The 20,338-nt window shown below is 66.7% G+C and carries 18 protein-coding genes; 9 read left to right on the plus strand and 9 right to left on the minus strand.

What is annotated here, in order from left to right; all coding sequences use genetic code 11:
- The first annotated feature begins 13 nt into the window (after positions 1–13).
- The gene (polA, locus tag Q352_RS0110430; protein WP_028499299.1) at positions 14–2,776 is read left to right on the plus strand and encodes a DNA polymerase I; all 2,763 of its coding nucleotides are present in this window, start codon (positions 14–16) and stop codon (positions 2,774–2,776) included.
- A gap of 216 nt (positions 2,777–2,992) precedes the next feature.
- Here polA and Q352_RS22295 read toward each other — a convergent pair whose 3' ends face one another.
- The gene (locus Q352_RS22295) at positions 2,993–3,703 is read right to left on the minus strand and encodes a phosphatase PAP2 family protein (RefSeq protein WP_051528856.1); all 711 of its coding nucleotides are present in this window, start codon (positions 3,701–3,703) and stop codon (positions 2,993–2,995) included.
- Between the two features lie 113 nt (positions 3,704–3,816).
- Positions 3,817–5,043 carry a YihY family inner membrane protein gene (locus Q352_RS0110440; RefSeq protein ID WP_028499300.1) on the minus strand — a complete coding sequence of 409 codons (1,227 nt, stop codon included), beginning with the start codon at positions 5,041–5,043 and terminating at the stop codon, positions 3,817–3,819.
- Between the two features lie 127 nt (positions 5,044–5,170).
- Here Q352_RS0110440 and wrbA point away from each other — a divergent pair, with 127 nt between their 5' ends.
- Positions 5,171–5,767: an NAD(P)H:quinone oxidoreductase gene (gene wrbA / locus Q352_RS0110445; RefSeq protein ID WP_051528857.1), complete on the plus strand. Its 597-nt coding sequence runs from the start codon at positions 5,171–5,173 to the stop codon at positions 5,765–5,767.
- Between the two features lie 3 nt (positions 5,768–5,770).
- On the opposite strand, the gene ybaK is transcribed toward wrbA, so the two are convergent.
- Positions 5,771–6,253: a Cys-tRNA(Pro) deacylase gene (gene ybaK / locus Q352_RS0110450; RefSeq protein WP_028499302.1), complete on the minus strand. Its 483-nt coding sequence runs from the start codon at positions 6,251–6,253 to the stop codon at positions 5,771–5,773.
- A gap of 493 nt (positions 6,254–6,746) precedes the next feature.
- On the opposite strand from ybaK, the gene Q352_RS0110455 reads away from it, so the two are divergent.
- The 5 genes from Q352_RS0110455 to Q352_RS20645 all read left to right on the plus strand — a co-directional run bounded on the left by Q352_RS0110455 (position 6,747) and on the right by Q352_RS20645 (position 12,879).
- Positions 6,747–7,463: an ABC transporter permease gene (locus Q352_RS0110455; RefSeq protein ID WP_028499303.1), complete on the plus strand. Its 717-nt coding sequence runs from the start codon at positions 6,747–6,749 to the stop codon at positions 7,461–7,463.
- A gap of 99 nt (positions 7,464–7,562) precedes the next feature.
- Positions 7,563–8,495 carry a glycine betaine ABC transporter substrate-binding protein gene (locus Q352_RS0110460; RefSeq protein WP_051528858.1) on the plus strand — a complete coding sequence of 311 codons (933 nt, stop codon included), beginning with the start codon at positions 7,563–7,565 and terminating at the stop codon, positions 8,493–8,495.
- A gap of 10 nt (positions 8,496–8,505) precedes the next feature.
- Entirely contained in the window at positions 8,506–9,153 is a 648-nt protein-coding gene (locus tag Q352_RS0110465; protein WP_028499305.1) for an ABC transporter permease, read from the plus strand.
- Positions 9,153–10,301 carry an osmoprotectant ABC transporter ATP-binding protein OsmV gene (locus Q352_RS20640; protein ID WP_051528859.1) on the plus strand — a complete coding sequence of 383 codons (1,149 nt, stop codon included), beginning with the start codon at positions 9,153–9,155 and terminating at the stop codon, positions 10,299–10,301. The genes Q352_RS0110465 and Q352_RS20640 overlap by 1 nt, the downstream gene beginning before the upstream one ends.
- Positions 10,302–10,734: 433 nt before the next feature.
- Positions 10,735–12,879, plus strand: a complete 2,145-nt coding sequence (locus Q352_RS20645; RefSeq protein ID WP_036385974.1) for a TonB-dependent receptor domain-containing protein — start codon at positions 10,735–10,737, stop codon at positions 12,877–12,879.
- Here Q352_RS20645 and Q352_RS0110480 read toward each other — a convergent pair.
- The 3 genes from Q352_RS0110480 to metX form a co-directional block, all read right to left on the minus strand.
- Complete coding sequence (locus Q352_RS0110480) at positions 12,863–14,131, minus strand: AmpG family muropeptide MFS transporter (protein WP_028499306.1); 1,269 nt, start codon at positions 14,129–14,131, stop codon at positions 12,863–12,865. The two genes, Q352_RS20645 and Q352_RS0110480, sit on opposite strands and share 17 nt — an antisense overlap.
- 97 nt (positions 14,132–14,228) lie before the next feature.
- On the minus strand, positions 14,229–14,816 hold the full coding sequence (metW, locus tag Q352_RS0110485) for a methionine biosynthesis protein MetW (RefSeq protein ID WP_028499307.1): 588 nt from the start codon (positions 14,814–14,816) through the stop codon (positions 14,229–14,231).
- On the minus strand, positions 14,813–15,955 hold the full coding sequence (metX, locus tag Q352_RS0110490; RefSeq protein WP_028499308.1) for a homoserine O-succinyltransferase MetX: 1,143 nt from the start codon (positions 15,953–15,955) through the stop codon (positions 14,813–14,815). Before metX ends, metW begins: the two co-directional genes overlap by 4 nt.
- A gap of 132 nt (positions 15,956–16,087) precedes the next feature.
- Between metX and Q352_RS23735 the strand changes: the two genes are divergently transcribed.
- Together Q352_RS23735 and mnmL are read left to right on the plus strand one after the other, a co-directional pair.
- Positions 16,088–16,264, plus strand: coding sequence for a protein MIGRI (locus Q352_RS23735; RefSeq protein WP_169735646.1), 177 nt, complete (start codon positions 16,088–16,090; stop codon positions 16,262–16,264).
- A gap of 57 nt (positions 16,265–16,321) precedes the next feature.
- Positions 16,322–17,254, plus strand: coding sequence for a tRNA modification radical SAM protein MnmL/YtqA (gene mnmL / locus Q352_RS0110500; RefSeq protein ID WP_028499309.1), 933 nt, complete (start codon positions 16,322–16,324; stop codon positions 17,252–17,254).
- Here the strand turns inward: mnmL and Q352_RS20650 are convergent.
- From Q352_RS20650 to Q352_RS0110515, 3 genes are read right to left on the minus strand one after another with little or no spacing between them, the layout of a single operon-like run.
- On the minus strand, positions 17,233–17,934 hold the full coding sequence (locus tag Q352_RS20650; RefSeq protein ID WP_051528860.1) for an NleE/OspZ family T3SS effector cysteine methyltransferase: 702 nt from the start codon (positions 17,932–17,934) through the stop codon (positions 17,233–17,235). The genes mnmL and Q352_RS20650 overlap by 22 nt on opposite strands.
- Positions 17,935–17,994: 60 nt before the next feature.
- Complete coding sequence (locus Q352_RS0110510) at positions 17,995–19,134, minus strand: methyltransferase (RefSeq protein WP_028499310.1); 1,140 nt, start codon at positions 19,132–19,134, stop codon at positions 17,995–17,997.
- 49 nt (positions 19,135–19,183) lie between these two features.
- Positions 19,184–20,293, minus strand: coding sequence for a VIT1/CCC1 transporter family protein (locus Q352_RS0110515; RefSeq protein WP_028499311.1), 1,110 nt, complete (start codon positions 20,291–20,293; stop codon positions 19,184–19,186).
- Between the last annotated feature and the right edge of the window lie 45 nt (positions 20,294–20,338).

The following is a 20,338-nucleotide window of genomic DNA, read 5'->3' on the forward strand; positions in this document are numbered from 1 at the left end:
CCGAAAATACCTTATGAAAACCCTGCTTCTGATCGACGGCTCTTCCTACCTGTACCGCGCGTTTCATGCGATGCCCGATCTGCGCTCGCCCACAGGCGAACCGACCGGCGCGGTCTACGGCATGATAAACATGCTGAGACGACTGGAGCGTGAAGTCGCAGCCGATTATAGCGCGTGCATATTCGACGCCAAGGGCAGGACTTTCCGCGACGACCTGTATCCCGAGTACAAGGCGAACCGGCCGTCGATGCCGACCGAGCTGGCGGCACAGATCGCACCGGTGCACCAGGCGGTACGCGCGCTGGGCTGGCCGCTGGTGGTCAAGGACGGCGTCGAGGCCGACGACGTGATCGGCACGCTGGCCGGCCAGGCCGCCGCCGACGGCTTCCGCGTGGTGATCTCGACCGGCGACAAGGATATCGCCCAGCTGGTGGGGCCCGGTGTGACGCTGGTCAACACCATGACCGACGAGTGGCTCGACGAAGCCGGCGTGCTGGCCAAGTTCGGCGTGCCGCCGGCGCGGATCATCGACTTCCTGACCCTGACCGGCGACAAGGTCGACAATGTGCCCGGTGTCGACAAGTGCGGGCCGAAGACGGCGGTGAAATGGCTGGAACAGTTCGGCGACCTCGACACGCTGATGGCGCGCGCGGACGAAGTCGGCGGCAAGGTCGGCGAAAACCTGCGCGATGCCCTGCCGCGCCTGCCGCTGTCGCGCGCACTGGTCACCATCAAGACCGACGTCGAACTTGATGACGCGATGCCGCATGGCCTCGACTCGCTGGCGCGCCTGCCGGTCGATCGCGCGGCCATGACCGTACTGTGCAAGGACCTGGGCTTCCGCACCTGGCTGAAGGAATACGGCGGCGACAGCGCGCCGGTGGCCAGTGTCAGTGCCGATGCGACGCCGGCCGCCGAGCCGGCCGCGATCGTGGTCGACGATGCACTGTCGCAGCCGACCGACGAGGCCCGCTACGAAATGGTGACCAGCGACGAACGGCTCGATGTCTGGCTGGCCACACTGGATGCGGCCGACGTGGTGTCGTTCGATACCGAGACCGACAGCCTCGACCCGATGCATGCCCGCATCGTCGGCGTCAGCGTCGCCGTCACCCCCGGCATCGCCGCCTACATTCCGCTCGCGCACACCGCGCCGGGCGTCGCCGACCAGCTCGACCGCGAGCATGTGCTCGGCCGGCTGAAGCCGTGGCTGGAGAACCCGGAACGGAAAAAACTGGGCCAGAATCTCAACTTCGACCGCCACGTGCTGGCCAACCACGGCATTGCGCTGGCCGGCGTCGCCGACGACACCATGCTGATGAGCTATGTGCTCGCCAGCCATGAAAAGCACAATATGGACGCCATGGCCGAGCGCGAACTCGGCGTAAAGACGGTCAAGTACGAGGACATCTGCGGCAAGGGTGCCAAGCAGATCGGCTTCTGTGAAGTCGATCTCGAGACGGCGACCCGTTATGCGGCCGAAGATGCCGACATCACGCTGCGGCTGGCGCGCGTGCTGGCGGCGAAACTCGACGGCAAGCGCGCCGATGTGTACCGCAAGATCGAACTGCCGACCGCCGACGTGCTGTTCGTCATGGAACGCAACGGCGTGCTGATCGACCGTGCGGTGCTGGCACGGCAGAGCCAGCAGCTCGGCACGGAAATGCTGGAGATCGAGCGCGAGGTGTACGCGCTGGCGGAGCAGCCGTTCAATCTGAATTCGCCGAAGCAGCTGGGCGACATCCTGTTCAACAAGCTCGGCATCGACGCCAAGGCCCACGGCGTGAAGAAAACCACCACCGGCGCCTGGAGCACTGACGAATCGGTACTGGAAAAACTGGCGCTCGACTACCCGCTGCCGAAAGCGCTGCTGCGCTATCGCGCGCTGGCCAAGCTGAAGTCGACCTATACCGACAAACTGCCGGGCATGATCAATCCGGATACCGGCCGCGTGCACACCCACTATGCGCAGGCCGCCGTGGTGACCGGTCGCCTGAGCTCCAGCGATCCGAACCTGCAGAACATCCCGGTTCGCACCGAAGAAGGCCGCCGCGTGCGCGAGGCCTTTGTCGCCGATGCCGGCAACCTGATCGTGTCGGCCGACTACTCGCAGATCGAATTGCGCATCATGGCGCACCTGTCCGGCGACGAAGGCCTGGTGCAGGCCTTCCGCGACGGCCGCGACATCCACCGCGCGACGGCGGCCGAAGTGTTTGGCGTGGCGCCGGACGCGGTCAGCGCCGAACAGCGCCGCTATGCAAAAACCATCAACTTCGGCCTGATCTACGGCATGAGCGCCTTTGGCCTGGCCGCCAGCCTGGAAATCGACCGCAGCGCCGCGCAATCGTTTATCGAGCGTTATTTTGCCCGCTACCCGGGAGTGGCGGCCTATATGGAACGCACGCGGCAGACGGCGCGAGAACAGGGCTGGGTGGAAACGGTGTTCGGCCGCCGGCTGTACCTGCCGGAAATCCGCTCGTCGAACCCCGGCCGCCGTCAGGGCGCCGAGCGCGCGGCGATCAATGCGCCGATGCAGGGCACCGCGGCGGACCTGATCAAGCTGGCGATGATCAATGTGCAGAACTGGCTGCGGACGGAAAAACTGTCCAGCCGGCTGATCATGCAGGTACACGATGAACTGGTGCTGGAAGTGCCGGCCGCCGAGCTGGAACTGATCCGCACCGAACTGCCGCGGCGCATGGCCGCCGCCGCCGAACTGGCCGTTCCGCTGGTCGCCGAAGTCGGCAGTGGTCCGAACTGGGAAGCGGCGCACTGAGCCGGCCGCAACGGCACGGGGTCACCGTCAATGGCGCAAGTCCTAGCAGGACTGCGCCATTTTTTTGCCCCATGCCGGGCGATGGTCAGAAATGGAAGAAACGGCTTACCCAGTATTCGCTGGCCGTCTTTTTTTAATCCTCCGCCCGCCCGCGCCCTGCCATCAGCCGGGCGTACACCGGGCGGCACACCGCTATCCGTGCGCACCGGAAAGCAGTTACATCCAGCGCCGCCAGCGGTACAGCGCATAGACGACGAGACAGATCGCCCAGCAGAACCACAGCGTCCACAGATTGTGGCTGAGGAAATGCGCGCCGCGAACCATCTGGATACCGCTCATCAGTCCGCCCATCAGCAGCGCGAACAGCGTCAGCGGCAGTACCCAGCGTGGCCGCCAGCCGCGTGCGGCGAACGGCAGCGCCAGCAGTGCGAACCCGGCTGACGCGTGGCCGCCGGGGAAGCACTGACCGGCACTCTGGCCGGCCGGCAGCGAGGCAAACAGCGGCAAGTGGATCGCCGTGCCGCCGAACTGGACCAGATCCCACGGGCAATGGTGAACGCTGCCCTGTTTCAGTACCGAGATGGCCAGCGTACACGCCGCCATGCTGAGCAGTACGTAGCCGGCGCGCGTGCGCAGTTCGGGCGAGGTACGCGGCCAGACGATGACCGCCAGGGTGGCGACCCCGATGGCGATGACGAAATTGCGCAGGCCGACATGGCCGATCTCGCGCATCCAGAATGTGTCCTTCAGCGGAAAGCCGCGCTCGGCCGGCGAATACGACAGTGATGCCAGCCAGAAGTCGAGTCGGGCATCCTGCCACAGCCAGAACAGCCCGGCGGCCATCAGCGTCAGTGCCAGCAGGTGGAGACGCCAGAACGCCGTGTCGCGTTGTCGATGGCTGGAAAAGGTAATGTTGGAAATGGGCATGGCAGTCGTCAGGGAGTCGGCGAGCGGGTCAGGCGCTGATTTTTGCATGCCGGAGGGGTTGATAGCCAAATTTGTGCGGCAGAGATTGACCGTGCCACGGGTGTTGTCGTCGCTCAGCCCGTCGTTTCGGCTGCAGATGCCTGCAGTTGCCGGCCAAACTCGGCCAGTGACAGGTCGAGCTGGTGACCGACCGGCACCATCAGCCGGCTGAGTCCGCGTGCGACCTCATCCTCTCCGGCCCGGGTGTCGAGCACGAAGCGGCGGAACAGGTCGTCGAGGCGGATGTCTTCCGGCCGGCGCAGCAGCGCCCAGCGATCGCGCTCGCCGCGCTGCACATAGCCGGCCAGGGTCAACTCGTCCAGTACCAGCCCGATTTCGTCATAGCCGGTATCGATGACCCGGCGCAGCTCCGGCTGGGTCAGCGCGCGGCCTTCGCGCTGGGCATCGGCCAGGCACAACAGGGCTTCGACCGCATCGCGGAACTGGCGCTGCGCTTCGAACTCGCGTCGCCAGGCTGCACCGCGCCAGTAGCTGAGCGCCGCGGTCGTTTCGGCGCCGAGCAGCACGATCAGCCACAGCAGCTGCAGCCACAGCAGCATGATCGGGAAGGTCGCGAACGCGCCGTAGACGAACTGGTAGGACTTGAAGCCGGACAGGTACAGCGCGAACAGCCATTTGGCCATGCCGAGCACCAGCGAGGTACAGAACGCGCCGGTCAGCGCCTGCGACAGCGGCACGTGGCGGTTCGGCACCAGTCCGTACAGCACGGTCAGCATCAGCGTGGACAGCAGCAGGGTGCCGCCGTCCTGGATCAGGCTGGCGAACCACGGCAGGCGATGACCGAGACCGCTTTCGCGCAGCAGCCAGGCCGAGCCGGAAATGCCGACCCCGAGCAGGATCGGGCCGAGCGTCAGCACGGTCCAGTAGACCAGCATGTTCTGCATCAGCGGCCGTCTTTTCCTGACCCGCCAGATGCTGTTGAACGTGCTGTCGATAGTGAACATCAGCGACAGTGCCGTCACACCGAGCGCGCCGATGCCGACGGCGGTGAGCTTGCCGGCGTTGTCGGTGAACTGCTTCAGGTAGACGGTGATGACCTTGCCGGCGAAATCGGGCACCAGATTGGTCAGCAGAAAGGTCTTGAACGCGGCGGAAATGTCGTCGAACACCGGAAACGCCGAGACGACGATCAGTGCGATGGTGAACAGCGGTACCAGCGACAGCAGCGTGGTGAATGTCAGGCTGGCGGCGACCTGGATGCTGCGGTTGTGCATGGCACGGCGCCAGATGAAGGCGGCGAAACTGAGGGGGGGGTCGAGGCGGGCGGGTAGGGCGGGCATGGCGGGCTGGCTATCCGGGGCAATGGCAGGATTATGGCAGCTTATCGACAGCCGGTGCGCCGTGCCTGCCAATCGCCGCGGCCGGGGCGCTCGCGTACCATGCGGCCGACTGCAAGGAGAAAGCCTGATGATCGAAATTCTGGTGTTGTACTACAGCCGTCATGGCGCGACGCGGGAGCTGGCGCGTCAGATCGCGCGCGGGATCGAGCGGGTACCGGGCTGCCGGGCCCGGCTGCGCACCGTGCCGGCGGTGTCGGCGCTGTGCGAGGCCACCGCGCCGACCGTGCCCGACGAGGGCGCGCCATATGTGGAGCAGGCCGATCTGCGCGCCTGCCACGGACTGGCGCTGGGCAGTCCGACCCGCTTCGGCAACATGGCGTCGGCGATGAAGTACTTCTGGGATGGCACCACGCCGGAATGGCTGTCCGGTGCGCTGGCCGGCAAGCCGGCGGCGGTGTTCACCAGCACCGGCAGCCTGCATGGCGGGCAGGAATCGACGCTGCTGTCGATGATGCTGCCGCTGATGCATCACGGCATGCTGCTGGTCGGCATTCCGTATACCGAGCCGGCGCTGAGCACCACCACCGGTGGCGGTTCGCCGTACGGGGCCAGCCACTGGGCTGGCGTCGAGGGTCAGCACCCGCTGGCCGAGGCCGAGCGCACGCTGGCGCAGGCACTGGGCGCGCGGCTGGCAGCGGTGGCGAAAAAACTGGCCGTCGACTGAGCGTCAGGCCTGTGCCGCGTCGACCAGGGTCGGCTTCAGCAGGCGGATCACGTCGGCCGGCGCCAGACAGACCTGATAACCGCGCTTGCCGCCATTGATGAAGATCTTCGGCAGCCCGGCGATGCTCGCTTCCATGTACACCGGCATCGGATGGCGGGTGCCGAACGGGCTGGTGCCGCCGACCAGGTAGCCGGAGTGCTTGTTGGCGGTTTCCGGCGTGCACGGTTCGATGTGCTTGACACCGGCCTGGCGGGCCAGGCTGCGGGTCGAGACTTCGCGGTCGCCGTGCATCAGCACGATCAGCGGCTTCCGGTTCTCGTCCTGCATGATCAGCGTCTTGATCACGCAGTGCTCGTCGACGCCGAGTGAGGCGGCGGCAACGGCGCTGCCGCCGTGCTCCTCATAGTCGTACAGATGGTCGGTCCATTCGACCCCGGCCGCGCGCAAGGCGCGGATCGCCTGGGTAACGGGAAATTTCTGGCTCATATCGTCTTCGAAAAACGGGTAACTGCGGTACGCAGCGCGGATATTCGCGCTGTGCCGCGTCGAAAAAACGGGATTTCCGGGCGATTGTAGAACGTTGTCGCCGTTCGTGCTCCGTTTGCGGTCAAATCCAGGTCTGGCGGGGTTTTCCGGGGCTTCCTGCGCGGCTTTTCATGGTGAAAACGGTCCGGAAAGTGCGGTAAGGAATTGTTTTTCTGCGTAACCAAGTGTTATAAACGGGGCTGCGGCATCCCCCGCGGCGCGTAACGCCGCACTCAGTTCTGCAGTCAGACGACTGTCAAATGCGCCACCTGGCGCACCTCAATTCAGGTCCGGTCCACCCGGACACCGTGTTTACAAGGCAGCTCTTTACGGGCGTGTTTCTGCCCGCGTTTCGCCATCCGGCGGGAGCGGCAAAGCACCGCCCTGGTTGTCGCGATCATTACAGCATTCGCGCAGGACGTCCGGTCCCCGCGAGTCGCCAAGGAGGACGCAGATGTACAAAAGAGCGTTTATCAAGCGCATATCCATCGGGCTTCTGGTCACGGCCGCCCTGCTGGCCGCACTGGTCTGGGGCATCGGCCCGGACGTGCTGCGGGACTACCGGGAAGACCTCGTCTACCTGGGACGCCAGCACCTGTATCTGGTCGGCGTGTCGATGCTGGCCGCACTGGCCATCGGCCTGCCCAGCGGCATTCTGCTCAGCCGGGCGGCAATGCGCCGCCATGCCGAGAAGTGGATGCAGCTTTTCAATATCGGCAACACCCTGCCGCCGCTGGCGGTGCTGGCGCTGGCCATGGTGCTGATCGGCATCGGCGACCGGCCGGCCATCGTCGCACTGTGCCTGGCATCGCTGCTGCCCATCGTCCGCAATACCTACGCCGGCCTGGCCGGCCTGCCGCCGGCGATGCTGGAAGCGGCTGACGCCCTCGGCATGACGCCGCAGCAGCGGCTGCTCAGGGTCGAACTGCCGAACGCGCTGCCGATGATCCTGTCCGGCGTGCGCGTGGCACTGGCGATCAATGTCGGTACCGCACCGCTGGCCTTCCTGATCGGCGCCAGCAGCTTCGGCGAGCTGATTTTCCCCGGCATCTACCTGAACAACCAGACCGCGTTGTTCATCGGTGCCGCCGCGACCGCACTGGTCGCGCTGTTCCTGGATTTCATCGTCGCCAGCTTCGGCCGGCTGATGACGCCGGGCCAGGCGAACTGATTCCGCCATCCCCCCGTGGCCGGCGGTGACGCCGCCGGCACCGCCATGCCCGCCGCTCCGTGCGACCGGCCGGCTGGCCCCACTTCAAGGAGGACCGTCATGACGACATTCCCGTCGCTTTGTTCCACATTCCGGCGCCATGCCGGGCGGCTGCTGGCCGCCGCCATGCTGGCCATTGCCGGTACCCAGGCCGTCGCGGCCGGGCTGGTGATCGGCAGCAAGAACTTTACCGAGCAGCAACTGCTGTCCGAACTGACGGCGCAGTACCTGGAGCACAAGGGCTTCCAGGTCAGCCAGAAGGGCGATCTGGCCACCGTGATCATGCGCGGGGCACTGGAAAGCCGGCAGCTCGACCTGGTGTGGGACTACACCGGCACCGCACTCATCGTTTACAACAAGATCAACGAGCGCATGACGCCGGAGCAGGCATACGACACGGTCAGACGCCTCGATGCCGACAAGGGCCTGACCTGGCTGAACGCATCGGCGCTGAACAATACCTATGCGTTCGCAATGCAGCGCCAGCGCGCCGAACGCGAGGGGATTCGCACCCTGTCCGATCTGGTGGCAAAAATGAACGCCGTCGCCCTGGCCGATCCGTCCGCGGCCTGGCATCTGGGACTGGATATGGAGTTCGCCGGCCGGCCGGACGGGCTCAAGCCGCTGCAGGCGCTGTACAAGCTGCCGCTGACCCGCCCGCAGATCCGGCAGATGGACCCGGGACTGGTCTATACCGCCATCCGCGACGGCTTCGTGCCGGCCGGACTGGTCTACACCACCGACGGCCGGGTCAAGGGCTTCGACATGGTGGTGCTCGAAGACGATCTCGGCTTCTTCCCCAGCTACGCGGCGACACCGGTCGTGCGTGCCGAGGTGCTGGCGCAGCATCCGGGACTGGCCGACGCGCTGAACACCCTGTCCGCCGCGCTCGACAACGAGGCGATGTCGACCATGAACGCCCGCGTCGACATCGAACACCTGCCGGTGCGGACCGTGGCTGCCGATTTCCTGCGCCAGCGCGGACTGATCTGAGGAGGCCGACATGGAAACCTGGCAATACCTGATCCACAACACCGGCTATCTGCTCGGCCTGACGCGCGAACACCTGCAGCTGGTCGGCCTGGCCGTCGGGCTGGCGGTACTGCTCGGCGTGCCGCTGGGGGTGCTGATCGTTCGCTTCCGTTCGCTGGCGTCGCTGGTGCTGGGGCTGGCGACCGTGGTGCTGACCATCCCCGCCATTGCGCTGTTCGGACTGATGATTCCGCTGTTCTCGCAGATCGGGCACGGCATCGGCGCGGTGCCGGCCGTGACCGCCGCCTTCCTGTATTCGCTGCTGCCGATCGTGCGCAATACCCATACCGCGCTGACCCAGGTCGATCCGGGGATACGCGAGGCCGGGCGCGGCATCGGTCTGACCTTCTGGCAACGGCTGAAATGGGTCGAGCTGCCACTGGCGGTGCCGGTGATTTTCGGCGGCATCCGCACTGCCGTGGTGCTGAATATCGGCGTGATGGCGATTGCCGCCATCGTTGGCGCCGGCGGCCTCGGCACGCTGATCCTGCACGGCATCAGCCAGAGTGACATTCGCAAACTGATCGCCGGTGCCGTGATGGTGAGCCTGCTGGCTGTCGTCATGGACTGGGCGTTGCTGAAACTGCAGCGCGTACTGACCCCGAAAGGAATTCGCTGATGATTGAACTCAGAAACCTGTGCAAGCAATTCGTCCAGAAGAACGGCCAGGCATTCAATGCCGTCGACAATGTCAGTCTCAGCGTGCCGGAAGGCGAAATGTGCGTGTTCCTCGGCCCGTCCGGCTGCGGCAAGACCACGACCATGAAGCTGATCAACCGGCTGATCGAGCCGACCTCGGGTTCGGTGCTGATCAACGGCGAGGACACTGCCGGCATCGATACCGTGGCGCTGCGGCGCAAGATCGGCTACGTGATCCAGCAGATCGGCCTGTTTCCGAACATGACCATCGAGGAAAACATCACCGTGGTGCCGCGCATGCTCGGCTGGGACAAGCGCCGCTGCCGCGAACGCGCCCGCGAACTGATGCACATGGTGGCGCTGGACCCGGATCGCTTCCTGCAGCGCTACCCGCGTGAAATGTCGGGCGGTCAGCAGCAGCGCATCGGCGTGATCCGCGCGCTCGCGGCCGATGCCCCGGTCCTGCTGATGGACGAGCCGTTCGGTGCGGTCGACCCGATCAACCGCGAACAGATCCAGAACGAATTCCTGCAGATGCAGCGCCAGCTCGGCAAGACCGTGCTGCTGGTCAGCCATGACGTCGACGAGGCAATCAAGCTCGGCGACCGCATTGCCGTGTTCCGTCAGGGGCGCATTGTCCAGTGCGCCGGCGCTGACGAGATCCTGGCCAAACCGGCCGACGACTTCGTGGCCTCCTTTGTTGGCCAGGACCGCACGCTGAAGCGGCTGTTGCTGGTGCAGGCCGGCGATGTGGCCGACATGCAGGAAACCCAGACCGCCAGCCTGGATACGCCGCTGGGCACGGCGTTCGGCATCATGGACGACAACGACCTGCGCTACCTGACCGTGGTCGACGGGGCCGGCAAGCCGCTCGGTTTCGTCAAGCGCCGCGAGGCGCGCGGCGCGGACGGCGTCTGCGCCGACCGGCTGACCCCGATTACCGTCACCTCGGGGGCGGACGAAAACCTGCGCGTCGTGCTGTCGCGGCTGTACGAGCACAACCTGACCTGGATGCCGGTGGTCGACGCCGATGGCCGCTACAGCGGCGAGGTGTCGCAGGACTATATTGCCAGCTATCTGACCTCGGGCCGGGTTGCCGGACATGCGTCGGCGCGCATGGCGCGCTGATGCGGCATTGACCATCAGCCGCTTCCTGGCAGGAGGCGGTTCAGATTGCTCATACAGGTGGGCACTGACGTTCACCGTGGCGTCGGTGCACGCCCGACTGACAGAAACTGTCGTGAGCACGGCAGTCTGCCTGATTGAATCCTGCCTCTTCCGTCCCCGCCGCCGCGGGGAAACCTCGCTTCGCTCGTCCGTTCTTCGTGGACGGGGTTTACGGACTGTCTGAACCGCTTCCTGCCAGGAAGCGGTTTTTTGTTGTCAGCGGTCCACTTTTCGGATTCCTCTGATTCCGTTGTTTCCTCCCGTGCGGATCATGGCGGAATGCGCTTCCCTGCCCGTTTCTCCGTGCCCCTCTCTCCGTCGCCCTGCTGTTCTGGCGCGACGGCGGGGAAGGGCCCCGTGCGTCGCGCCAGAACAGCAGACGGAGAGCACGGGTATGGAGTGGCATCGTTGGGCAAGGGTAGCGGGCCTGCTGGCCCTGTTGCCGGCAGGGACGGCGCGGGCCGAGCCGGCCGTGGTACTGGAACCGGTCGTTGTCAGTCCGGCCGGAGCGGGTGTCCGGAGCGGGCAGGCGTCCGCCAGTCTGTCGGTCATTGACGGAGACACGCTGGTACGGCGGCGTTTCCACAATCTCGGCGACGGGCTGAAAGAGGTCGAAGGCGTGGATGTCAGCCGGGGCGGCAAGGCCGGCGGGGCGAATATCCGCATCCGCGGCATGCCTGCCGACTACACGCTGATCCTGATCGACGGCAAGCGGCTGAATCAGAGCGCCAGTGTGCGCCCCAACGGTTTTGGTGATGTCGACAGTCACTTCATTCCGCCGGCGTCCGCCATCGAGCGGATCGAGGTCATGCGCGGCGCGATGGCGGTCCAGTACGGTGCCGATGCACTGGGCGGGGTGGTCAACATCATTACCCGCAAGACCGGAAGCCGCTGGGGCGGTTCGTTCCAGCTGGACGGGACCCTGTCGCTGAACCGTGCATTCGACGGAGACCAGGGCGGCACACTGCATGCGAGCGGACCGCTGAAGGCGGGCCTGCTCGGTCTGGCGGTGCGGGCCGGCGCCACGCACCGGGACGGCGCCGACATCCGTTATGCCGATCGCGACGGCCGGACCGTCACGCCGGGCTTCAACGGACTCGGTGCCGGGCGGAGCGACAACTTCGGGTTGCGGCTGACACTGACGCCGGACCCAGCACATGAACTGCTGCTCGATATCGACCGGGCGCGGCTCGCGTATTCGAACCGGCGCGGCGAGCTGGGCACGCTGAATGAGTCGGTACCGGCCCGCGCAGCCGGTGGCGGCTATGCGCCGGACATGGCATTCGACCGCGACCGTTATGCCTTGACCCATCTGGGGCGCTGGGGCGCAGTGCGCAGCGAAACCAGCCTGCTGCATGACCGGACCGCGACCCGGGGCCGGACCCAGCCGATGCGCTGGCCACGCCGGGCCGATGACGGGCAACCGCGGCGGCTCGAACACGGCAATCTGACGCTGGACAGCCGGCTGGTCGCCCCCTGGCCGGACGCGCCGCACCGGCTGACGGCCGGTGGCCAGTACTGGCAGCAGCGCCTGCACGACACGCTGGCCGACAACCCGCAGTCGTCGCTGACCCGGCGGCAGTGGGCCGTGTTTGCCGAGGACGAGTGGCGGCTCAGCGACCGGCTGGCGCTGACGCTGGGCCTGCGGCATGAACACATCCAGGCTGCCGGCGGGCAGTGGAGTCCGCGTGCGTCTCTGCGGTGGAACGCCGATGCACAGTGGACGGTCAGGGGCGGCATCAGCCGCGGGCACAAACCGCCACGGCTGAACCAGACCACGCCCGGCATCATCGGCCTCGGCCGCCAGGGTACGCTGCCGCTGCTCGGCAATCCGCAACTGAAGCCGGAAGCCGCCACCCTGTCCGAGCTCGGCGTGGGCTTCAACACGCTGCGCGGGCGGACGGCTTCGGCGACGCTGTTCCACACCCGCTTCGGCAACAAGATCGAGTCGGTGCGGCTGCCGAACTGCCGCGCAAAGGCGGGCCGGGTACCGGGTTGCGTCGATGTCGGGCCCTGGACCGATCGTCGGGGACGGCCGGTGACCGAGTTCAGTCAGTCGGCCAATATTGGCGCCGCACGCCTGTTCGGACTGGAGCTGGCCACGCGGCAGCCACTGGGCGCGGCCTGGTCGGCCACGCTGAATTACACCCTGACCGACAGCAGGCAGCTCACCGGCCGGGGCCGGGGCCACCCGTTCGGGGACCAGCCACGGCACATGGCCAATGCGCGGCTGGACTGGACGCATGGCGATGCGGCACGCCTGTGGCTGGGCGCCAGCTATCGCGCCGGCCAGTATCGCGGGCTGACGCCGGCGCGGCGCCCGGTCAGCTATGCACCGTATCTGCTGTTCGATCTGGGTGGCAGCCATGCCTTCGGCAAATCGGTCGCGCTGTCCGCGACGCTGTACAACCTGTTCGACAAGAACCTTGTCGACTACGGACCCAATCCGCTGTCGCCGGAGGCGGCGGCCTATGTCAACGCCTACCAGCGGATACAGGAGGGACGGCGGCTGTGGCTGTCGGCTACGCTGCGCTTCTGACCTTGTCGCGTTCTGGCGGGTTCCACGGTGCGATCCTGAACAGCAGCAGCATGCCGGGAACCGCCAGCGCCGTGCACAGCAGGAAGAACGGGGTCCAGCCGAGTGCCTCGACCAGATAACCGGTCGTCGAGTTGATCACCGCGCGCGGCACCGAGGCCAGGCTGGTGAACAGCGCAAACTGGGTTGCGGTATAGCGCGGGTCGGTGGTGCGGGCGATAAAGGCGATGAAGGCGGCCGAGCCGAGGCCGACGCCGAGCGCCTCGAAGCCGATGACGGCGGCCAGCACCATGCGGTCCGCCCCGGTCTGGTCCAGCCAGACAAAACCGAGAATGGACACCAGCTGGACCACGCCAAACAGCCACAGTGCGCGGTTGATGCCGAGCTTCAGCATCCAGATGCCGCCGAGCAGGGCGCCGATCACCGCCGGCCACAGCCCGGCGTGCTTGGCGATCAGGCCGATGTCCGACTTGCTGAAGCCGGTATCGAGGTAGAACGGGGTGGCCAGCGCGGTGGCCATGCTGTCGCCGAGCTTGTACAGGAAGATGAAGCCCAGAATCAGCAGCGCCTCGCGCCAGCCGGCCCGGGTGATGAATTCGCGGAACGGCTCGACCACTGCTTCTTCCAGCGTTTTCGGCGCGGCGCGCATCAGTTTCGGCTCGCTGATGGCCAGTGTCATCAGCAGGCCCGGCAGCATGAACAGGGCGGTGATGAAGAAGACCTCGCGCCATGGCAGGTGGTCGGCCAGGATCAGCGACAGCGAGCCGGGGATCAGGCTGGCCAGCCGGTAGGCATTGATGTGGATGGAGTTGCCGAGACCGAGTTCACGGTCATCGAGGATTTCGCGCCGGTAGGCATCGAGCACGATGTCCTGGCTGGCCGAGCTGAACGACACGCCGATGGCGAGCACGGCGATCAGCGCGATGTCGGCCTGCGGGTGAAACAGCCCGAGTGAGGCGATCAGCACGACCAGCACCAGTTGCGTGGCGCCGATCCAGCCGCGCCGCCGGCCAAGCAGCGGCAGCGAGAAACGGTCCATCAGCGGCGACCAGATGAATTTCCACGTATACGGCAGCTGGATCAGCGCGAACAGGCCGATGGCCTTCAGGTCGACGCCCTCGCTGCGCATCCAGGCCGGGACCAGGTTCAGCAGCACGTACAGCGGCAGGCCGGAGGCGAAGCCGGTGAATACGCAGATCAGCATCTTGCGGGTGAAAATGGCGCGGTACCAGGTCGGGGCTTCGGAGGGGGTCATCAGGCTGTCGCAAAAGCGCCGGCCGGCGCGCGGCCGGCCGGGATCGGGTCGGGAAAGACGCCATTGTGCCATGCTGCGGCGCCATGGCTGGCAGGGATCAGCTGCGGTCGCGCGCGATGCGGTAGAAGGCGAGGCTGCCGCGCAGGTTCGGCAGGAAGTGGATCTCCTTCTCGCCGTCCATGACCTTGCGTTCGGCGATGCGGATGCGGTTCTTTTCGCACAGCGCCTCGAAGTCGCCGAGCATGCACCAGTGAATGTTCGGCGTGTCGTACCACTGGTACGGAATGGTCTCGGACACCGGCATGTGGCCACGGAAAATCTGCCAGCGGTTCTGCCAGTAGCCGAAGTTCGGGAAGGTCACGATCGCCTCGTGCGCGACGCGCAGCATGTCGATCAGGATGGCTTCGGTGTTCTTCATGGCCTGGATGGTCTGCGACAGCACGATGGTGTCGAAGGCGTCGTCGCCGAACTCCATCAGCCCTTCCTCGAGGTCGGCCTGGATCACGTTGACGTCGTTGCCGACGCTGGCGATGACATTGTTGACGTCGAAGTCGACACCGTAGCCGGTGACGCGCTTCTGCTTCAGCGCCGCCAGCAGGGTGCCGTCGCCGCAGCCGAGGTCGAGCACGCGGCTGTCGGCGGGCACCCAGTCGTAGATCTGGCGCAGGTCGGGGCGGAGGTTCATGCGTTCACCTCGCGGGCAACGTTGTTCAGGTAGGTACGCATCAGTTCCACATACGGTGGATCGAGCATCAGGAAGGCATCGTGGCCGTGTGCCGATTCGATTTCGGCGTAGGCGACGCGCTTGCCGGCGGCAACCAGCGCCTTGACCGTCTCGTGGCTGCGTTCGGGGCTGAAGCGCCAGTCGGACGTGAATGCGGCGACCAGGAAGCGGGCGCGGGCCGGCTTCAGTGCGGCAACCAGGTCGCCCTGGTGGCTGGCAGCCGGATCGAAGTAGTCCAGTGCCTTGGTCATCAGCAGATAGGTGTTGGCGTCGAAGTAGTCGGAGAACTTGTCGCCCTGGTAGCGCAGATAGCTCTCGATCTCGAATTCGACATCGTAGCCATACTGGTATTCGCCGCTGCGCAGCATGCGGCCGAACTTGGCACCCATGCCGTCGTCGCTCAGATAGGTGATGTGGCCGAGCATGCGCGCCAGCCGCAGCCCGCGGCGCGGGACCACGCCGTGGGCGTAGAAATCACCACCGTGGAAATCCGGGTCGGTCAGGATCGCCTGGCGGGCAACGTCGTTGAACGCGATGTTCTGCGCGCTGAGCCGGGGCGCCGAGGCGATGACCAGTGCATGGGCGATGCGGTCCGGATAGGCCAGCGACCACTGCAGCGCCTGCATGCCGCCGAGGCTGCCGCCGATCACTGCCGCCCAGCGCTCGATGCCGAGCCGGTCGGCCAGCCTGGCCTGGGTACACACCCAGTCCGGCACGGTCATCACCGGAAAGCGCGAGCCGAATGGCTGGCCGCTGGCCGGGTCGATGCTCGACGGTCCGGTCGAGCCGTGGCAGCCACCGAGGTTGTTGACGCCGACCACGAAGAAGCGGCGGGTATCGATCGGCTTGCCGGGCCCGACCATGTTGTCCCACCAGCCTGCCGCCTTGTCGTCCGGATGGTAGCGGCCGGCAACGTGGTGGTGCCCCGACAGCGCGTGGCAGATCAGGATGGCGTTGCTGTGGTCGGCGTTCAGTTCGCCGTAGGTCTCGAAACACAGGGTATAGCGGTCGAGCTGGCTGCCGGATGCGAGGGCAAGCGGGGTATCGAAGTGCGCAGTCTGCGCTTCGACCAGACCGACGGAGTCGGGTGCGGAGGTCATGGGGGTCAGGGCGGGGATGACAGTCGTGTACGATTATGCCACGCGAGGGCGGCGTGGCGACGACGGTCGCGCTTGCCCGGTGCCGGCCGCACGCCGACAATCGCCGCTCCTGTCGCCTGCCCGTGGAAACCGATGCTCGGCCGCCTGTTCAAGTTCTTCGTGTTCGCCTTTGTCCTGCTGGCGCTGTACCAGTGGCTGTTTTCGCGCGAACAGCGCAAGAGCTTCCGCGAATGGGCGGTGACGCTGGCGCAGGCGCTGGTCATCTCGTCCGGACTGATTGCCATCCTGTACTGGCTGGGCTGGCACTGACAGCATTGACGACGGGCAAGGGGACATCGGGCCGTCCCCGGTAGACTCTGTCCCCCTATGCAACTTGATCATCTCGTCCATACCCTCGGACACCATCTGAAACGCCGTTTCGGCGAGCGGGTGCACAAACTGGCGCTGAACGCCGACTTTACCTGCCCGAACCGCGACGGCACGCTCGGCCGCGGCGGCTGCACATTCTGCAATGTGCGTGCGTTCAGCCGTGCTGCCACCCTGCCGCTGGACCAGCAACTGGAACAGGGCAAGCTCGACGCCGACCGCGCGCGCAAATACCTCGCCTATTTCCAGGCCTATACCAATACCTATGCCGAAGTGTCGGTACTGCGCGAGATGTACGAAACCGCGCTGCGCTCGGCCGATGTGGTTGGCCTGTGCGTCGGCACCCGGCCCGACTGCGTACCGGACGCGGCACTCGACCTGCTGGCCGGCTATCGCGACCGCGGCGCCGAAGTGTGGCTGGAACTCGGTCTGCAGAGTGCATTCGACGCGACGCTGGAACGGGTCAACCGCGGGCATGGCTTTGCTGCCTACCGCGACGCGGTGACCCGGGCGCATGTGCGCGGCCTGCAGGTCTGCACCCATCTGATTGTCGGCCTGCCGGGCGAAACGGCGACCATGTGCCGGATCACGCTGGACCAGGTGCTGGATGCCGGCGTCGAGGGCATCAAGCTGCATCCGCTGCATATCGTGCGCGGCAGCCGCATGGCCGCACAGTTCCGTCGCGGCGAGCTGGCCCCGGTCGGTTTCGACGATTACGTGACCATTGCCGCCGACCTGATTCGCGCCACGCCGGCCGACGTGGTGTTCCACCGCGTGTCGGCAACGGCCAAACGCGACGTGCTGCTGGCACCGGACTGGTGTGCGGAACGCTGGCCGTCGATGCAGGCGATCGCCGACAACCTGGCACGCCACGGCGGGCAGGGCACGACACTGGGCCAGCCGTGGGCGCCTCAGCCGGTGCCCGTGTCCTGAGGGGGCTGGCCCAGCGTGTCGAGGTGCTTCAGGTAGGCGTCGATTGACGCGTCGGTGTAGTGCAGGATCTCGCCCATGGCCCGGGCCACGACTTTCTCCGAGGCAATCGCCTTGTCTGCCGCGCTGCCGGTCATCGACCGCATGACTTCCTGTTTCTGCCGGTACAGCTCGATAAAGCGCCGGGCAAAGGTTTCCCCCTGTTCGGCATCCCGCCGGTAGATGACCACGATCAGCAGGGTGTCGGTGCTCTCCCTGGGAAAAACGAAGGCACCGATCCGGTCGAGCGTCAGTATGGCGTGCAGGACCGGGGAGAACAGCGTGGGGACGGAGAACTGTCCCATCGGCCGCAGGCCGGCCAGCACCGTCTGCCAGCTGGTTTCGGCGCAGTTGGCTTCGCCGGGGTCCAGCCGCCGGAACTGGCAGTGGGGGGTGTACCAGCGCGCCATGTCCTGCTCGATACGCGGCCGCTGGTAGAAGTAAACCGGCAGCAATCGCGCTTCCAGCCGGGTATTGCCGGTAGCGAAGACCCTGTCGGGCACGGTCAGTGGCGCGGCCATGGCCGCGTCCCAGTTGGCCGGGTGGCAGGCGTGTCTGACCCGGTCCAGCAGTGGCAACGCATGCGGGTGATCGCGCCACCCGGTCAGGACGGTGGAATAGGGGGAGACATTGCCGGCATGCATCGGGGGCTCCCATGGCTTGGTGGCATGGCCCCCGATCTTTCCCGCGCGTGCCGCCGATGTCTAATCCGGCTGCGGCGGCTGTGGCGCCAGCCGCCACAGCGAGGTGATTTCCGCGGCGCGCGCAGCATGTAGCGGGTCGTTGTCGTCACTGGCGCGCGGGTGGCGCGGACGGATGTCGTGCCGGTCGATCACGGTCAGTCCGGCCGCGTCGATCATCGCCAGCAGCGCCTCGCGCGTGCGCAGTCCCAGGTGTTCGGCCAGGTCGGACAGGATCAGCCAGCCTTCGCCGCCGGGCGTCAGATGGTCGGCCAGTCCGGCCAGGAAGGCGCGCAGCATGCGACTGTCCGGGTCGTAGACCGCGTATTCGATCGGAGAACTCGGCCGCGCCGGCACCCAGGGCGGGTTGCACACCACCAGCGGTGCGCGACCCGGCGGGAACAGGTCGGCTTCGATCACCTCGACCTGGTGGTCGACGCCGAGCCGGGCGAGGTTGTCGCGGGCGCAGGCCAGCGCGCGCGGGTCCTGATCGGTGGCAATGATGCGCGCGACGCCGCGTTGCGCCAGTACGGCCGCGAGTACGCCGGTGCCGGTGCCGATGTCGAAGGCCAGCGAGGTGTCCGGCAGCGGTGTGCCGGCAACCAGATCGACATACTCGCCGCGCAGCGGCGAGAACACGCCGTAGTACGGATGGATGCGGGCACCGAGTACCGGAATTTCCACCCCTTTCTTGCGCCATTCATGAGCACCGACCATGCCCTGCAGCTCGCGCAGCGACATCACATAGGCGTCGTCGGCCGGCCCGCAGGCTTCCTGGCAGGCAGCGCGCACATCGGGCGCGCGGCGCAGCGGCAACTGGTGGCCGGCCTCGAACGGCAGCAGCAGCATGCCCAGCGTGCGGGCGCGCTGCGACTGGGCCTGCCGGTGCAGATGGAAGGCATCGGCGGCTGACGCGGCCGTCTTGCGCGGCTTGCGGTCGGCGCGGCGCGCCATGGCCTGCAGCAACTGGCGCGCGTTGTGGAAGTCGCCGCGCCACAGCAGCGCCGTACCTTCGCAGGCCAGGCGGTAGGCAAGATCGGCCGGGGTCTGGTCGTCGACGACCTGCACGCGTTTCGGTGCCGGCGTCCCGCCTTCGGCGCGCCAGCGTGCGCTGTGTGCTTCGCCGTTCTCGGTCCAGTGGATCTGCGGGGGGTGTTCGGTCACGGTGTCGGGCTTTTCTGCAGGCAATCGGGCCGCCATTGTAAGGCAGGCATCAGCCGGACAGGGATGCGCCCAGCACATGACCGACGCCGTAGGTGATGGCGGCGGCCAGGCCGGCGATCACGGTCTGGCGCAGCGCGGAGAACAGCGCCGAGCGGCCGTTGAACAGCGAAGTCAGCGCGCCGACCGCAAACAGCGCCAGTGCGCTGAGCACGGCGCTGCCGATCAGGGCCGCCATGCCGTCGAGCAGGGTGAACGGCAGGATCGGCATCAGCGCGCCGAGGGAGAACAGCGCCAGCGACAGACCGGCTGCGCGCCACGGCCGGCCGCCGAGTTCCTTCGGGTCGATGCCGAGTTCCTCGCGCGCCATGGCGTCCAGCGCCGTGTCCTTGTCCGCCATCAGCGTGCCGGCAATGCGCTCGGCCTCGTCCTTCGGCAGCCCCTTGGCGCGGTAGATCAGTGCCAGTTCGTGCCGTTCCGCTTCCGGCGTCTGTTCGATCTCGGCGGCTTCCTTGCCCAGTTGCGAGCTGGCCAGTTCGCGGGCATTGGTGACCGACAGCCATTCGCCCAGTGCCATCGACAGTGCGCCGGCGATCAGACCGGCGCAGCCGGTCAGCAGCACCGACGACGGGCTGGCCGAAGCGCCGGCCACCCCCATCACCAGGCAGAAGTTCGATACCAGACCATCGTTGACGCCGAGTATGGCCGCCCGCAGGTCATTGCCGGAGGCCAGCCCGCGGTGCCACGGCTCGGCGCCGGCAATGGCCGGTCCGCCATCGGCCACGGCCTGAATGACGGCGGCGTGGCCGCGCTCTTCCGACGACAGCGCGGCGGCATCCGGCTGGCCGGCGTACTTGTTGCGGTCGGCGTACTCGGCGGCGGCGATGCTGGAGATGACGAAGGCCGGTCCGAACCAGTGGATCAGCCGCCGCATCAGCCGGGTCCTGAAGTCCTGGCGATGCGGGCGCGGCGTCAGGCCGGCGCCTTCCAGCCGCCGGCGCCAGACCTCGGCATGGCGCCGCTCGGCCTGTGCCAGCTGGGCGAAGATGTCCTTCCGCCCCGGGTCGCGTTCGGCCGCGGCCAGGGCGTCGTACATGGCGGCACTGTTGAGCTCGTCGTGCCAGTTGTCGAGCAGGCGCCGATGTTGGGAATCCGGTTTCATGAGTCTTGATTTGAGTGGGCAATATCGTGGCCGATACCCCGTAGA

Source organism: Microvirgula aerodenitrificans DSM 15089 (assembly GCF_000620105.1).
Lineage (GTDB): Bacteria > Pseudomonadota > Gammaproteobacteria > Burkholderiales > Aquaspirillaceae > Microvirgula > Microvirgula aerodenitrificans.